At 55.6% G+C, this 15,156-nt stretch carries 14 protein-coding genes and 2 pseudogenes; 13 read left to right on the forward strand and 3 right to left on the reverse strand.

Features of this window, described 5'->3' with window-relative positions; all coding sequences use genetic code 11:
• Window positions 1-4 precede the first annotated feature (4 nt).
• Window positions 5-1,399: an aspartate aminotransferase family protein gene (locus tag ACZ1HJ_RS05505; RefSeq protein WP_472721317.1), complete on the forward strand. Its 1,395-nt coding sequence runs from the start codon at window positions 5-7 to the stop codon at window positions 1,397-1,399.
• Window position 1,400: 1 nt separating this feature from the next.
• Window positions 1,401-1,967, forward strand: coding sequence for a GNAT family N-acetyltransferase (locus ACZ1HJ_RS05510; RefSeq protein ID WP_472721318.1), 567 nt, complete (start codon window positions 1,401-1,403; stop codon window positions 1,965-1,967).
• On the opposite strand, the gene ACZ1HJ_RS05515 is transcribed toward ACZ1HJ_RS05510, so the two are convergent.
• On the reverse strand, window positions 1,957-3,141 hold the full coding sequence (locus ACZ1HJ_RS05515) for a M24 family metallopeptidase (RefSeq protein ID WP_472721319.1): 1,185 nt from the start codon (window positions 3,139-3,141) through the stop codon (window positions 1,957-1,959). The genes ACZ1HJ_RS05510 and ACZ1HJ_RS05515 overlap by 11 nt on opposite strands.
• Before the next feature lie 158 nt (window positions 3,142-3,299).
• Between ACZ1HJ_RS05515 and eutB the strand changes: the two genes are divergently transcribed.
• From eutB to ACZ1HJ_RS05560, 9 genes and pseudogenes are all read left to right on the forward strand, one after another.
• Entirely contained in the window at window positions 3,300-4,310 is a 1,011-nt protein-coding gene (gene eutB / locus ACZ1HJ_RS05520; RefSeq protein ID WP_472721320.1) for a hydroxyectoine utilization dehydratase EutB, read from the forward strand.
• Window positions 4,307-4,876, forward strand: coding sequence for a flavodoxin family protein (locus ACZ1HJ_RS05525; protein ID WP_472721321.1), 570 nt, complete (start codon window positions 4,307-4,309; stop codon window positions 4,874-4,876). The genes eutB and ACZ1HJ_RS05525 overlap by 4 nt, the downstream gene beginning before the upstream one ends.
• Before the next feature lie 97 nt (window positions 4,877-4,973).
• Window positions 4,974-6,347, forward strand: a complete 1,374-nt coding sequence (locus ACZ1HJ_RS05530) for an aminotransferase (RefSeq protein ID WP_472721322.1) — start codon at window positions 4,974-4,976, stop codon at window positions 6,345-6,347.
• Window positions 6,348-6,572: 225 nt separating this feature from the next.
• A pseudogene (locus ACZ1HJ_RS05535) lies at window positions 6,573-7,663 on the forward strand (ABC transporter ATP-binding protein).
• 112 nt (window positions 7,664-7,775) lie between these two features.
• Window positions 7,776-8,867, forward strand: coding sequence for an extracellular solute-binding protein (locus ACZ1HJ_RS05540; protein ID WP_472721323.1), 1,092 nt, complete (start codon window positions 7,776-7,778; stop codon window positions 8,865-8,867).
• A 90-nt stretch (window positions 8,868-8,957) separates the two neighbouring features.
• Entirely contained in the window at window positions 8,958-9,245 is a 288-nt protein-coding gene (locus ACZ1HJ_RS05545; protein WP_472721324.1) for a DUF1330 domain-containing protein, read from the forward strand.
• A gap of 1 nt (window position 9,246) precedes the next feature.
• On the forward strand, window positions 9,247-10,518 hold the full coding sequence (locus tag ACZ1HJ_RS05550) for an ABC transporter permease (protein WP_472721325.1): 1,272 nt from the start codon (window positions 9,247-9,249) through the stop codon (window positions 10,516-10,518).
• 21 nt (window positions 10,519-10,539) lie between these two features.
• Window positions 10,540-11,409, forward strand: a pseudogene (locus ACZ1HJ_RS05555) (ABC transporter permease); the annotation flags it as partial.
• A gap of 111 nt (window positions 11,410-11,520) precedes the next feature.
• On the forward strand, window positions 11,521-12,441 hold the full coding sequence (locus ACZ1HJ_RS05560; protein ID WP_472721326.1) for a DMT family transporter: 921 nt from the start codon (window positions 11,521-11,523) through the stop codon (window positions 12,439-12,441).
• Window positions 12,442-12,474: 33 nt separating this feature from the next.
• On the opposite strand, the gene ACZ1HJ_RS05565 is transcribed toward ACZ1HJ_RS05560, so the two are convergent.
• A complete protein-coding gene (locus ACZ1HJ_RS05565) occupies window positions 12,475-13,341 on the reverse strand; it encodes a branched-chain amino acid aminotransferase (RefSeq protein WP_472721327.1) in 867 nt (288 codons plus the stop codon).
• Window positions 13,342-13,507: 166 nt separating this feature from the next.
• Here ACZ1HJ_RS05565 and ACZ1HJ_RS05570 point away from each other — a divergent pair, with 166 nt between their 5' ends.
• Window positions 13,508-14,005, forward strand: a complete 498-nt coding sequence (locus ACZ1HJ_RS05570; RefSeq protein ID WP_472721328.1) for a MarR family winged helix-turn-helix transcriptional regulator — start codon at window positions 13,508-13,510, stop codon at window positions 14,003-14,005.
• A complete protein-coding gene (locus ACZ1HJ_RS05575; RefSeq protein WP_472721329.1) occupies window positions 14,002-14,706 on the forward strand; it encodes a response regulator in 705 nt (234 codons plus the stop codon). The genes ACZ1HJ_RS05570 and ACZ1HJ_RS05575 overlap by 4 nt, the downstream gene beginning before the upstream one ends.
• Before the next feature lie 26 nt (window positions 14,707-14,732).
• Here ACZ1HJ_RS05575 and ACZ1HJ_RS05580 read toward each other — a convergent pair whose 3' ends face one another.
• A complete protein-coding gene (locus ACZ1HJ_RS05580) occupies window positions 14,733-15,122 on the reverse strand; it encodes a cupredoxin domain-containing protein (protein ID WP_472721330.1) in 390 nt (129 codons plus the stop codon).
• Window positions 15,123-15,156: the final 34 nt, after the last annotated feature.

Consider the following 15,156-nt stretch of genomic DNA (forward strand, 5'->3'; position numbering starts at 1 on the left):
GACCATGAACATGATTTCAAACCATATGCCGACCGCAGAACTCCAGGCATTGGACGCCGCCCATCACATGCACCCTTTCACGACGAATGACGAACTCGCGGCCAAGGGCGCGCGCGTCATCACCCGCGCGCAGGGCGTCACGCTGACCGATAGCGATGGCAACGAAATGTTGGACGCGATGGCCGGCTTGTGGTGCGTCAACCTGGGCTATGGCCGCCCTGAGCTGGCAGAAGCGGCGGCACGTCAGATGAAAGAGCTGCCGTATTACAATACGTTCTTCATGACGACCCACGTGCCCGCAATTGCGTTGAGTGCGAAGCTGGCTGAATTGGCCCCTGGCCCCTTGAACCACACATTTTTTGCAAGCTCCGGGTCCGAGGCAAACGACACCAATATCCGGCTGGCACGCACCTATTGGTCGGAATTGGGCAAGCCTACCAAAAAAACGATCATTGCGCGCCAGAACGGGTATCACGGTTCCAGCGTTGGGAGCGCTTCACTGGGCGGCATGAAGCCAATGCATGCGCAGGGTGGATTGCCGATACCGGACATACATCACATCGGTCAGCCCTATTGGTATGGTGAAGGCGGCGACAAATCCCCCGAGGAGTTTGGCCTGGAACGCGCGCAAGAGCTTGAAAAAGCAATCCATGATCTGGGCGAAGACAATGTTGCAGCGTTTATTGCAGAGCCGATTCAGGGGGCAGGCGGTGTTATCATTCCGCCGAGCACATACTGGCCGGAAATTCAGCGTATCTGCGATGAATACGAAATTCTGTTGATCGCGGATGAAGTGATTTGCGGCTTTGGACGAACTGGCAACTGGTTTGCCTCACAGACCTATGACATCCGGGCGGATATCATGACCATCGCCAAAGGATTGAGCTCTGGCTACGCGCCGATCGGGGGATCCATGGTCACGGATGAGGTCGCCAAAGTTATGGATGCTTGTGAGTTTTCTCATGGTTACACCTATTCCGGCCATCCGGTTTCCTGCGCTGTGGCGCTCGAAAACCTGCGTATTCTGGAAGAGGAAAAGATTGTCGAACGGGCGGGGGCAGAAACGGCACCGTACCTGCGCGAAAAGTGGCTGGGCCTTGCGGATCACCCATTGGTGGGTGAAGCGGTGATCGAAGGATTGATGGGTTCGATTGCCCTGACGCCGGACAAAGCCAGCCGTGCGTCCTTTGCTGCCGATACAGGGACCGCTGGTTTTGCCTGCCGCGAGGCGTGTTTCCAAAATTCGCTTGTGATGCGTCACACAGGAGACCGTATGGTCATTTCGCCGCCACTTGTGATCACCAAATCAGAGGTCGATATGCTGACGGACCGCGCCTGGAAGGCTCTTGATATTGCCCACAAGACTCTCAGCGATCAGGGTTTGATGACGGCGGCCTGATATGGGCTTTGACGATCAACCGGTGTTACGTAGTGACAAACTCGGGCTCAGACCCCTGCTGGCCGGGGATTTTCCTGACCTGCAAAACGCGGCAAGCGACCCCGAAACGTGGTCCGGTCATCCGGCAAAAGACCGCTTCAAGCCCGCGGTTTTCCGTCCCTACTTCGAGTTTCTATTGAAGGCCGGTGGGGCGCTGGTGATCGAAGATGTAACGCGGCAAAAAGTCATCGGATGTTCGCGGTACTACACGGCGTCGGATATGCCGGACACGATATCGATCGGCTTTACGTTCCTGAATTTCCGCTATTGGGGCGGGGTTTGGAATTTCGAACTGAAGCGGCTGATGCTGGGTCATGCATTCGCGAATTTTGACGAGGTCTGGTTTCATATCGACCCCACGAATATCCGGTCCCAGACAGCGACCAAGCGGCTAGGAGCCGTGCATGCCTATGACACGGGGCTTGATCTGTCTGGCATCTTGGCACCATGGAAATGCTTTCGCCTGACACGCGAAGCTTGGCTCGAAACAGTCGCCGTCAAACAAAGCACCGAAGGCGTCAGTCCTTGATGAACATTTTGCGCGGTCGGTTGCAGAATGTATGCGCCGGTCCGTTTTCGGTGATCATAATCGGCTCGGTGATTTCAAGACCCCAATTTTCCATCCAAAGCCCCGGCATGAAATGGAATGTCATTCCCGGTTCCAGCACGGTTTCGTCTTCGGCACGCAGGCTGATCGTGCGCTCCCCCCAATCCGGGGGGTAACTGAGGCCGATGGGGTATCCACACCGCGCACCACGCTCAATGCCGGCTCTTTCGAGCGGTGCGGCCAACGCATTGGCGATGTCGCAGGCCCGGTTTCCGGCGCGGGCCGCGTCCAGCCCGGCCTCAAGCCCTTCAACCAAGGCCGCTTCCGCGCGCAAAATATCATCGCCTGGTTTGCCCAAGAACAACGTACGGCAAAACGGTGTGTGATAGCGTCTGTAAACGCCAGAGATTTCAAAGAAAGTGGCTTCCCCTTTTTGAAAGGTCCTTCCATCCCATGTGAGATGTGGCGCCGCTGCGTCAGAGCCTGAGGGCAGCAAGGGCAAAATCGCGGGGTAGTCACCCCATGCGCCGTCAACGCCACGAATTCCATCCCGGAAAATCTCGGCCGCGATTTCGTTCTTCGGAATCCCGGGCTCGACCCGATCAAGCAGCCCATCGACGATTTTCTCTGATATCGCCGCGGCTTTGCGCATAAAAGACAACTCTTCTTCAGACTTGATGGTGCGCTGCCAATTGACCAACGCAGTAGCGTCCACAAAACGGGCATCCCCCAATTCGGCTTGCATGACAGCGAAGGCTTTGGCCGAGAAGTAGTAATTGTCCATCTCAACCCCAATGCGCCCGCTGGCCCGTCCTAAATCCTTGAGCCTTGCCGCAAGATCTTGCATCGGATGGCGCACCGTAGATTGCACGTAGTGATCCGCGTAGCCCAGCACGCGATCATCGTTCATCCAAACGGTTCGGATGCCGCCATTTGCATCCTGCGCGCGCCCCCACCAAATCGGGTTGTCATCTGGGAAAATCAGAACACCCTGATGCACGTAGAAAGACCACCCATCATACCCGGTCAACCAGTTCTGGTTCGACGGATCCGTCACAAACAGAACGTCTATCCCGGCGGCGTCCATGGCCTTTCGTGTCAATGTCAGACGGCGCTGAAACTCGCCTTGTGAGAAGGGAAGATCTTTGTGGGGCATCGTGCTACCTGCTTGTTTGGATGGCGTCCATTCTGGTCACAGAAGGATGTATTGCCCTTCAGAAGGCGTCAATCTGTGTCGTTTTCGTGCGGTGGCTTTACAGGCGTTGACCAACGAAAAATCTTCGACGAAGTTGTGCTGGGGATGAGGAGGGACAGATGCGTGTGACGTTGGCAGACATCTATGCCGCTGCGGGGGTAATCCGTGGTGTTGCGGATCAGACGCCACTTGTGCCCTCGGCCTTCATGTCAGCACGAACGGGTGCCGATTTCCTGTTGAAACTCGAAAACATGCAACCGATGGGGGCTTTCAAACTGCGTGGCGCTATGAATGCCATCGCGGCACTGGGTTCAGACGTTAAGGGCGTAACCTGCGTTTCAACCGGCAATCACGGGCGCGGTGTGGCCTATGCGGCCAAACGGCAAGGCATTCGGGCGGTGATTTGCATGTCGTCGCTTGTGCCGGAGGCCAAGGTTGCGGGCATAAAGGCATTGGGCGCAGAAGTGCGGATCATCGGAACCAGTCAGGATGAGGCGCAGGTGGAGGCGGAGCGTCTGGTTGCTGAGGAAGAGATGGTCGAGATATCTCCGTTCGACGACGCCAAAGTGATTGCCGGTCAAGGCACTATCGGCGCCGAAATCATGGCAGCACGCCCGGATATTGAGACGATCCTAGTACCGGTTTCCGGTGGCGGCTTGGCCGCCGGTATCGCTTTGGCCGCAAAGTCGGCAAACCCGGATATTAAGGTGATTGGCATCAGCATGGACAGGGGAGCCGCCATGCATGCCAGTCTGAAGGCTGGAAAGGCGGTGGAAGTGCAAGAAGTTGCCTCGCTGGCCGATAGTCTGGGTGGGGGGATTGGGTTGGAGAACCAATTCAGCATGTCCATGTGTCGCGAACTCCTCGATGATCTCATTCTGGTCAGCGAGCAGGAAATCTACCACGCGATGCAAACGCTTTACTATGAAGACCGTATCGTTGCGGAGGGGGCCTGCGTCGTGGGAATAGCGGCGGTTCTGTCAGGCAAAGTTGCACCGCGTGGTCCAACAGTCACGCCGATCACAGGCCGAAATCTGGACATGAATATGTTCACTCGAATTGTGACCGGTCAGGATGTCCAGCTTGGCGATGTTGTAGTCCGGGGTCAAAACTACGAGGCGACAAAATGAAACGCGTTGTGTGTTTGTTAGGGAGCCCACGTGAGGGTGGGAACAGCGATGTACTGGCAGGGGTTTTTTGCGATGAGGCGCGTGCCCAAGGCGCCGAAGTGGCGCAATTTGCCCTGCGGGACCTGCGATTTCAGGGCTGTGTTAATCTGCGGATGTGCAAAAGCGGCGGTACAGAATGTGGGTTGAACGACGATCTGAACCCGGTTCTGTCCTTGATCGAAACAGCCGATATCGTCGTCATGGCGTCGCCGATTTACTTCTGCAATATTTCCGGCCTGGCAAAGCAATCGCTGGATAGGTTTTTCTCGTTTTTTGTGCCGGATTACGTCACCGCAGACGAACCATCACGTTTAGGCCGCGACAAGACCTTTGTGCTGATACAGGTCCAGGGTGAAGGTTCTGAACGGTACGCGGACATATTAGAAAGCTATGGTCCGGCTTTGGACAAACTTGGGTTTGAGAAACGTGCCGTGATCAGAGCATGCGGCGCCCGCGAGCCAGAGGATGTGTTGCAGGACAAGGACGTGATAAATCATGCCGTGGAAACCGCACGGAAATTACTTTGAAACGCGGGGCATTTGGGCGCAACCTGTCAGAGTTTGAGGCCAATTCGCTGCAACGCGCCAAAACAAAAATTTCCGAATACTTATCAAGGGAAACGAGATGCTGAAAAACGATCAATTGTCCCAATGGGACCGAGAGAATTTTTTCCACGCTTCGACGCATCTTGCGCAATTCGCCCGTGGAGAACTGTCCAACCGCGTCATTACAGGCGGTTCAGGTTGCCACATTGAAGACCGGGATGGTGTGCGGTTGCTGGATGCATTTGCCGGTCTTTATTGTGTCAACGTCGGGTACGGTCGTCAGGATATCGCAGATGCGATTGCAGAACAGGCGAAAGAACTGGCGTACTACCACGCGTATGTCGGGCATGGCACAGAGGCCAGTATCACCTTGGCCAAATTGGTATTGGACCGCGCACCGAGTAACATGAGTAAGGTCTATTTCGGGCTGTCAGGTTCCGATGCCAACGAAACCAACATCAAGCTGATCTGGTACTACAACAACATCCTTGGTCGTCCCGAGAAGAAGAAGATCATCTCGCGCTGGCGCGGGTATCATGGATCTGGGTTGATGACCGGCTCGTTGACCGGTCTTGAACTCTTCCACAAGAAATTTGATTTGCCGCTGGCGCAGGTCATCCACACTGAAGCGCCCTATTATTACAGGCGCGAAAACTTGGCCCAAAGCGAAGCGCAATTTGTGGCCCATTGCTGTGCGGAACTGGAGGCTTTGATCGAGCGTGAGGGGGCAGATACGATAGCAGCATTCATCGGCGAGCCCGTTTTGGGCACCGGCGGCATTGTTCCGCCCCCCGAAGGGTATTGGCCCGCCATCCAGGAGGTTTTGAAAAAACACGATATTCTGTTGGTCGCCGACGAAGTGGTGACCGGCTTTGGCCGATTGGGCACGATGTTCGGATGCGATCACTATGGGATTGAGGCCGATCTGATTACAATCGCCAAGGGGCTCACGTCTGCCTATGCCCCTCTCTCGGGCAGTATTGTCAGCGACAAGATGTGGAAAGTTCTGGAGCAAGGCACCGATGAAAACGGCCCCATCGGACACGGTTGGACCTATTCCGCGCATCCCATCGGTGCGGCCGCGGGTGTAGCCAACCTGAAACTGCTCGATGAGATGAACCTGATCGCAAACAATCGGACCGTTGGCACATATTTGAACAATGCCATGAGTGAGGCTTTGGGCGCGCATCCCCATGTGGGTGAGATCCGCGGCGAAGGCATGCTGTGTGCGGTTGAGTTTGTCCAAGATCGTGACAGGCGCACTTTCTTCGATCCAAATGAAAAGGTGGGACCGCGCATCGCGGCCGCCTTGTCCGCGCATGGTGTGATCGGACGGGCCATGCCACAGGGTGATATACTGGGGTTCGCACCGCCCTTCTGCCTGACCGAATCTGAAGCCGATGAAGTGGTTGCCAAAACGGCCGCTGCTGTCGGTGAGGTTTTGGGGGAGTAACCGCCATGAAAACGGGCGCATGGGCGCAATAGCACGCTTTTTGCGTGTTTTTCGTAGTGGTCCTGCGACGTCGTTCAACAAGATGTCGGTATTGATTTGCAGGGTGTCGCGAATCTGATGTGAAATGACGCGCTGCGCTTGCATCGCATTGCGTTTGCAGGTTTAGTTCCGTTCGAACATGGGCAAACCATGAAAAAGTATAACAGGGAGCCAGATTTGGCAGAGATGACCAACAACGATGCATTCGTTGAGTTTGAGCGTGTCCAAAAGAGTTACGACGGCGAAACGCTGGTCGTGAAGGACCTGAATCTTTCGCTGCCAAAGGGCGAGTTTCTGACAATGCTTGGGCCCTCGGGATCAGGCAAAACGACCTGCCTGATGATGCTGGCGGGTTTTGAGACTGCGACCCATGGTGAAATTCGTCTGGACGGGCGCGAAATCAACAACATCCCGCCCCACAAACGCGGCATCGGCATGGTGTTCCAAAACTATGCGCTCTTTCCGCATATGACGATTGCCGAAAATCTGAGCTTCCCACTGGAAGTGCGCAAAATCGGAAAATCCGAGCGTGAGGAGAAGGTAAAGCGCGCCCTGGACATGGTCGAGATGGGCGCTTTTGGGGGCGACGTCCCGCACAGCTTTCCGGTGGTCAGCAACAGCGCATCGCGCTCGCTCGAGCGTTGGTTTTTGAACCTGAGTTGGTCCTGATGGACGAACCCTTGGGTGCGCTGGATAAACAACTGCGCGAAAAGATGCAGTTTGAGATCACCAATCTGGCACACAGCCTCGGCATCACGACGGTTTATGTGACCCACGATCAGACCGAAGCGTTGACCATGTCAGACCGTGTTGCCGTATTTGACGATGGCCGCATTCAACAGATCGCGCCCCCGGATCAGCTCTATGAAGAGCCAGAAAACAGCTTCGTGGCGCAGTTTATCGGTGAGAACAACACATTGCTGGGCACCGTAAAGAAAATTGACGGTGATCAGGCGGTGGTCGAACTGGATGATGGCGAACTGATTGATTGTAAACCTGTCAATGTGAACGCTGTGGGCGACCGCACCCGCGTGTCGATCCGTCCGGAACGTGTTGAATTCAACAAGGACCGCCTGAAGGACGGGGCACATACGCTCAAGGCCGAGGTTCTGGAATTCATCTACATGGGTGATATTTTCCGCACGCGCCTCAGGGTCGCCGGCAATGACGAGTTTGTTGTCAAAACCCGCAACGCGCCCGATCAGGTGCGCTTGCAACCGGGCCAACAGATCGACATCGGTTGGCTGCCCCAAGATTGCCGAGCGCTTGATGCGTAACAGGCTTGGAATATCGCGCCTGCTCACGGACGCGATGAACAGCGGGTTCAATGGTCAAGCCCGTGGCCAGAACCCCAAAGATCGTAACGGGTTACATAAGGGAGAAAATAGTATGAAACTCACAAAAACACTGCTTGCGACGACGGCTCTGACCGTAGTTGCGGGTGCAGCTGTTGCCGAAGAAATGACCATCGTGTCATGGGGCGGCGCTTATTCTAAATCGCAGAAACTTGCGTATCACGACCCCTATTCGGAAAAGACCGGTGTCACCATCATCAACGATGACAGCTCGGCCGAAGCCGTGGCAAAACTGCGCGCCATGGACGAAGCGGGCAACATCACATGGGATGTTGTTGACGTTGTTGCTGCTGACGCTCTGCGTCTGTGTGACGAAGGTCTGGCAATGGAAATCGATCCAGACACAATGCTGGCCGCCGCACCTGATGGCACGCCTGCGTCCGAAGATTTCGGTGACCTTCTGGTTGGCGACTGCTTCATCCCGCAGATCGTGTATTCCACAACATTCGGGTACCGCACTGACATGGTAGGTGACACACCACCCACCGACGTATGTGCCGTGTTCGATCTGGACGCCTATCCAGGTAAGCGTTCGCTGGAAAAGCGTTCGATCAACAACATGGAATGGGCGTTGCTGTGTGACGGTGTCGCCAAAGACGAAGTGTATGACGTATTGGCCACACCTGAAGGTCAGGATCAGGCACTCGCCAAGCTTGACACCATCAAGGATCAGGTTGTCTGGTGGTCCGCTGGTGCAGACACGCCGCAGCTTCTGGCCGATGGCGAAATCGTCATGGGGTCGACCTATAACGGCCGTCTCTTCAGCGTGATCGAAGAGCAGAAACAGCCTGTTGGTATGCTGTGGGACGCGCAGATCTTCGACCTGGATGGTTGGATCATCCCTGCCGGTCTGAGCGATGAGCGCAAGGCGCGCGCGCTGGACTACATCATGTTTGCAACAGACACACAACGTCTGGCGGATCAGGCCAAGTACATCTCGTACGGCCCGGCCCGTGCCTCTTCGGCGCCACTGGTTGGTAAGCACGCGGAACTGGGCATCGATATGGCACCGCACATGCCTACCGATCCCAACAACGCCAAGAACACGTTCCTCTATAACTACGAGTTCTGGGCAGATTACCGCGATGATATCGAAGCCAAATTTCAGGCGTGGTTGGCACAATAATCTGAGTTGGGCGTGTTTAGGCACGCCCGCCTCATCATAACAAAGTGCGGTCCGGCGTAACGGACCGCACGACCATACGGGGGTGGATCATTGCCCAAAGGGTACATCATAGGACACATAACGGTGAACGATCCGGAGGCATACAAAGAGTATGTCGAAAAGGATACACCAATCCTGAAGGCCTTGGGTGGCACTTTTGTCGTGCGCGGTGGACAGTCAGAAGTGCCGGAAGGCACGTCACTGAACCGGCATGTCGTGATCGAATTCCCTAGTTTCGAGGCCGCGAAAGCCGCCTACAATGATCCAGAATACCAAAAAGTGGCTGAGATCAGACGGCGCACGGCAGACAGCGTCATTATCCTGGTCGAGGGGACCTGACATGAGCGATGCAACCCAAACCGGGCCCGTATTGGCCGCCGATGGCACGCCGCTGAAACGCAGCCTTGGCCGCGCCTTGCGGATGCAAAAGACGCGCGCCTTGATGCTGATCGCGCCCCTGCTGATTTTTGTAATGATCTCTTTCATCTTGCCCATCGGCAATATGCTGTTTCGATCAGTCGAGAATGACATTGTCCAAAACACGCTTCCGAATACGGTGCCGCTGTTGGCCCAATGGGACGCATCGACCGGCGAATTGCCGGACGAACCAATTTACGCGGCATTGGCTGTTGATATGGTTGCGGCAGTCAACGCCAAGGAACACACCAAGCTGGCTACTCGGCTGAACTATGAACAGGTCGGTATCGCCTCGATGTTCCGCAAATCAGGCCGGCAAATCAAAAAATGGGACCCGGTTGCAGACGCGCCTTTCAAAGAAAAGTTCCTGGAACTGCATGACGGCTGGGGCGACATCGAAACCTGGAAAACGATCCAGACGCATTCCGGCGCATTTACCAATGGCTATTTTCTAAACGCGATCGACATGCAGAAAACGCCGGATGGCATCTCAGCGCAGCCTGAAAATAAACAGGTCCTGATCAAGCTTTTCATGCGAACGCTGATCATGTCGCTTGTCATCATGGGTGCCTGTATCCTGCTGGGATATCCCATTGCCTGGATTCTGGCGAATCTGCCAGCCAACAAGGCCAATCTTTTGATGATCCTGGTGCTCCTGCCGTTCTGGACATCGCTTCTTGTGCGGACTTCGGCCTGGAAGGTGATGCTGCAGCAACAAGGTGTGATCAACGATGTGTTGGTCTGGATCGGCCTAGTGGATGACGCCAACCGGCTGATCATCATTAACAATCAGTTCGGCACCATCGTCGCGATGACGCATATTTTGCTGCCGTTCATGATCCTGCCGATGTATTCGGTGATGCAGACGATCAACCCGACCTACCTACGCGCCGCCAAATCGCTTGGTGCGACCAACTGGACGGCCTTCTGGCGGGTCTATTTCCCGCAAAGTGTTCCGGGTATTGGCGCGGGCTCGATCCTCGTCTTCATCCTGGCCATTGGTTACTACATCACGCCCGAAATCGTGGGTGGCACCAAGGGTGTCTTTATCTCGAACCGGATTGCCTATCACATTTCCAGCTCGCTCAACTGGGGTCTTGCGGCCGCGTTGGGTACAATTTTGCTGGCGGCGGTTCTCATTCTCTATTGGGCCTACGACAAGATCGTGGGCATCGACAACGTGAAGCTGGGGTAACGCGACATGGGCCTGCCGATATATGCCACGTTCGGACAACGCGTCTGGTACTACACCTTCCGCGTGATTTGCGCGCTGATCTTCATCTTTCTGATCACGCCGATCCTGGTCGTCCTGCCGCTCAGCTTCAACGCGCAGGACTTCTTTACCTTCACGCCCGAAATGCTGCGATTTGACCCGGATGGGTACTCGCTCAAGCACTATCGCGATTTCTTCAGCAACAATGAGTGGCAGCGCAGTTTCAAGAACTCGCTGATCATTGCGCCCATCGCCACCATCATCTCGGTATCTCTGGGCACGCTGGCCGCCATCGGCCTTTCGCAATCCCACGTGCCCTTCCGCCGTGCGATCATGGCGATCCTGATCTCACCCATGATCGTACCGCTGATCATTTCGGCCACGGGCATGTTCTTCTTCTACAGCCAGGTGGGCAACTTCCTCGAAGGCACGTTAGGCTTCAACAAAAACTTCGTGGGTTATGTGAAGGTGGTCCTCGCGCATGCCGTGTTGGGTATTCCCTTTGTCATCATCACCGTGACAGCCACACTTGTAGGCTTTGACCGCTCGCTGACACGCGCCGCGGCCAATATGGGCGCCGATCCGGTGACCACGTTCTTCAAGGTGCAGATGCCTCTGATCCTGCCGGGTGTGATCTCAGGTGGGCTTTTTGCCTTCATCACGTCCTTTGACGAGGTGGTTGTGGTGCTCTTTGTCGGTTCGGCCAGCCAGAAGACGCTGCCCTGGCAGATGTTCACTGGCCTGCGCGAACAGATCAGCCCGACCATTCTGGCCGTGGCCACGATCCTGGTGATCATCTCCATCGCACTTTTGACCACGGTAGAACTGTTGCGCCGACGGTCCGAGCGGTTGCGTGGTATCACCCCAAGCTGACCTGCTAAGACCCCCTTACTCCTGTTTGCGACATTGGGGTCGAATTCTGGCAAGACATTGCCGTCTGCAATGTAAAAGCTTGAAGCTTGTCAACAAGCTGGCGCAACTCCTTTGGCCCAATCAGCAATAGAAACACCGGCGGATAACTCGGAGAACACGCTGCGAAGCAATGGCATTTGCGTGCTCGCGGTGGCCTTGTTCGCCACCGGGTTTCCTGCGGCCGAAGAATTGCTGAAGACCTGGGGTCCGATTTCTCTGATTACGGTCAGGCTGGTGCTGTCCTGCGGGCTACTCGTCGTGATGTGGATCATGTTCGACGGGTGGAAGCGCGTGGTTCAAGCACCGTTGGTGCGAGGTCTTTCCATCGGCGCCTTTGGCTTTGGCACAGGTGCCATCATGATTTTGGTGGCCCAAGACCTGACTGATCCTGTGACGGCTGTTCTGGCCGCAGCGACAATGCCCGCCACGGCTGTTGCCCTCGAGGTGCTGTTTGATGGTCGGCGCCTGACCCGAAACTTTGTCTTTGGGGCCTGTCTTGTTTTGATAGGGGGCTATCTGGCCACCGGGGTCGACATGCGCCAGGCGACCTATGGTTTGGGCATTGCGCTTGGACTTTTGGCAACCGCGCTCTTTGCCTGGGGGTCGCGAAAGACGGTCAAAGGTTTGCCCGAAATGTCGCCCCTCGGCCAATGCACGATCACCTTATGCGGTGCGATGCTGTTTTCCATGGCGACGCTTGCGGTTTTTCAGATCTTTGGCTGGTCCGGTAGCCACGCAGCACCCCTTGGTCTCTGGGGCTGGTCCATGCTGTTGATCTACGCTGTGGGCGCCATGGCCCTCAGTCAGGCGTTCTGGATTTTGGGCGTGTCCCGGTTGGGTATTGGCATCGCGTCTTTCCATCTCAACGCAGCCCCGTTTTACGTGATGCTGATGCTCTTTGCCCTTGGCGATGAGTGGGATTGGAATAGGGCGTTAGGGGCGGCTATTTTGGGCGCTGGCGTTATTTTGGCGCAGCGCCAAGCCGCCCGATGATCAACGCAACGGGCGGCCCGGTTTTGGTATCGGTTAGCTCCGAACCAACTTTTCGTATTCTTCAGAAATGTCGCGCGCCATGGCACCAACTTCGAAGTTATAGTCACCAATCTGCCCAACAGGCGTGACCTCAGCAGCAGTGCCGGTCAGCCAGCATTGCTCAAAGCTTTCCATTTCCTCGGGCATGATATGGCGCTCGTGCACCTTGATCTGGTGATCTTTCAGCATGCCCACAACGGTTTGACGGGTCAGGCCGTTCAGGAAGCAATCGGGTTTCGGCGTATGCACTTCGCCGTCCTTGACGAAAAAGATGTTGGCGCCCGTCGCTTCGGCCACATAGCCGCGATAGTCCATGAAGAGCGCGTCCGAGCACCCTTTGGCTTCTGCGGCATGTTTGGAGGTGGTGCAGATCATGTATAGCCCTGCCGCCTTGGCATGAACCGGGATTGTCTCGGGGCTCGGCCGTTTCCATTTGGAGATATCGAGCTTGGCACCCTTCATCTTGGCGTCACCGTAATACGCACCCCATTCCCAAGACGCGATCACCAGATGAACAGGATTGCGCGCGGAAGCGACGCCCATGTCTTCGCCTGCACCGCGCCAAGCGACGGCCCGCACATAGGCATCGGTCAGGCCATTGGCAGTCAGAACTTCCTGCTTCGCGGCCTCGATCTCATCCACGGTGTAGGGGATCTGGAAGTCCAGCTCACCTGCGGAAAAATGCAGGCGCTCAGAATGCTGGCGGCTTTTGAAGATTTTGCCGTTATACGCACGTTCCCCCTCGAAGACGGAACTGGCGTAATGCATGGCATGCGTCAGGATGTGTACATTGGCATCACGCCAGTCGACAAGTTTGCCATCCATCCAGATTTTACCGTCACGATCATCATAGCCAGCCATTTTCAGTCTCCTCTTACGGCCAGTGTTTCCATTTGTTGCGCAAATTACGTCCGATACGGACATAATATTTCGCCAAATCTGCGATTCGGTACCAGTTTGGCCTTGGAATGTCAACAAAGCTGACATATCATGAAATATGTCGAGCCATTTGTGTACGGAGTGTGTGATGCCCGAAATACAAGGTGGAGAAAACCTGCTTTTCCTGACCGATGAGCAACTGCGCCAGGGCATTGAGGCGATGTTTTTCGCGTATCGCGGTTTCACGGCTGACCCGGATCGAATTCTATCAGGTATGGCTTATGGCCGGGCGCATCACCGCGCCATCCATTTTGTGGCACGAGCCCCCGGGACAACCGTCAATAATTTGCTGAATATACTGGGTGTGACCAAGCAGTCTCTGAACAGAGTTTTGCGCACCCTGGTTGAAGATGGGTTGATTGAAAGCCGCGTCGGAACAAATGACAAGCGAGAACGGCATTTGTTTTTAACTCCGGAAGGCGAAGCTTTGGAACGAAAATTGGGTGATGCGCAACGCGCCCGGATGCGCGCGGCATACCGAACAGCGGGTCCGGAAGCCGTCTCGGGTTTTCGCCAGGTGCTGGAGGCGATGATGGATGCCGACATGCGTAGACAATATTTCCAGATAAGGGATAGCAGTTCATGAGTGACCCCGCCCCACATCTGCTGATCGTAGATGACGATGAACGGATCCGTGGTCTGTTGCGAAAGTTCTTGGCGCGCAACGGATTTCTGGTCTCGGTCGCGCGCGATGCGGCGCATGCCCGCCGTATTCTTTCAGGGTTGGATTTCGATCTGATCGTGATGGATGTGATGATGCCCGGGGAAGACGGCGTGCAACTGACCCGCAGTCTGCGTGAAGAAGAGATCGCCACTCCGATCCTGTTGCTCACCGCAAAAGGCGAAACCGAAGATCGCATATCGGGGCTTGAAGCGGGCGCAGATGACTACCTGCCCAAACCGTTCGAGCCGAAAGAACTACTGCTGCGGATCAACGCGATCCTGCGGCGGATGCCGACGCCCGAACCCGAGAACACCGCCCCGAAAGTGCTGCATATGGGCCCTATCAGATTTGATATCGAAAGATCTGAACTGATGCAGGACGATCAGGTTGTGCGTTTGACGGCCACGGAAGTGCAGCTGATGCGCATCTTTGTCGAAAATCTGCGTCAGCCTGTTAGCCGCGCCAAGCTGGTTGAGGATTTGGGACGGGACGGCGGCCAAGCACAAGAACGCGCGGTTGATGTGCAGATCACGCGATTGCGCCGCAAGCTTGAAACCGACCCCAAGCAGCCGCGCTATCTGCAAACCGTGCGCGGCGAAGGGTATATGCTAGTCCCGGATTGATCCGAAACTTGAAATTCTGACGCTGACTATTCGGGATATTTGCGCCGTGCTTTTGCCTTTGCGACGGTCTTCCCGCCGGCTTTGGCTGTTGCCGTCCACTCATAAGTATGGGTGCCGCCCGGAGGGCACGGGCTTTTATATTTGAACGCGCCAGGCATGATTTTACCTGATTTACCGGTTTTGACCGTTCCGCCGCCATGATTATATCCGGGCACATCCAGATCACGCATCTTGAAGACAATCTTGGTTGTATTTTCAGGCACTCCCTTGATCACAAAAATCGGGTTGGGAACCGTCCCGGGTTTGCCGGTACGGCAACTTGGTATGTTGCCCCAGTCAAAGCTGAGCGTCATTTCAGCCTGCGCGGCTGTGGCGGTCATCAAAAGCGATGTGAGAATGGGTGTAACAAAGCGCATGCGATTTATCCGTTCCTATAAAGACAGGAACATC

The sequence above is a fragment of the Roseovarius sp. JB2-10 genome, assembly GCF_055693585.1.

Bases quoted from the DNA above. Each gene is read 5' to 3' on its own strand.
- ACZ1HJ_RS05510 (WP_472721318.1), top strand. From the start codon at position 1,401: ATGGGCTTTGACGATCAACCGGTGTTACGTAGTGACAAACTCGGGCTC.
- eutB (WP_472721320.1), top strand. From the start codon at position 3,300: ATGCGTGTGACGTTGGCAGACATCTATGCCGCTGCGGGGGTAATCCGT.
- ACZ1HJ_RS05565 (WP_472721327.1), bottom strand. From the start codon at position 13,341: ATGGCTGGCTATGATGATCGTGACGGTAAAATCTGGATGGATGGCAAA.
- ACZ1HJ_RS05570 (WP_472721328.1), top strand. From the start codon at position 13,508: ATGCCCGAAATACAAGGTGGAGAAAACCTGCTTTTCCTGACCGATGAG.
- ACZ1HJ_RS05575 (WP_472721329.1), top strand. From the start codon at position 14,002: ATGAGTGACCCCGCCCCACATCTGCTGATCGTAGATGACGATGAACGG.
- ACZ1HJ_RS05525 (WP_472721321.1), top strand. From the start codon at position 4,307: ATGAAACGCGTTGTGTGTTTGTTAGGGAGCCCACGTGAGGGTGGGAAC.
- ACZ1HJ_RS05540 (WP_472721323.1), top strand. From the start codon at position 7,776: ATGAAACTCACAAAAACACTGCTTGCGACGACGGCTCTGACCGTAGTT.
- ACZ1HJ_RS05550 (WP_472721325.1), top strand. From the start codon at position 9,247: ATGAGCGATGCAACCCAAACCGGGCCCGTATTGGCCGCCGATGGCACG.
- ACZ1HJ_RS05515 (WP_472721319.1), bottom strand. From the start codon at position 3,141: ATGCCCCACAAAGATCTTCCCTTCTCACAAGGCGAGTTTCAGCGCCGT.
- ACZ1HJ_RS05530 (WP_472721322.1), top strand. From the start codon at position 4,974: ATGCTGAAAAACGATCAATTGTCCCAATGGGACCGAGAGAATTTTTTC.
- ACZ1HJ_RS05580 (WP_472721330.1), bottom strand. From the start codon at position 15,122: ATGCGCTTTGTTACACCCATTCTCACATCGCTTTTGATGACCGCCACA.
- ACZ1HJ_RS05505 (WP_472721317.1), top strand. From the start codon at position 5: ATGAACATGATTTCAAACCATATGCCGACCGCAGAACTCCAGGCATTG.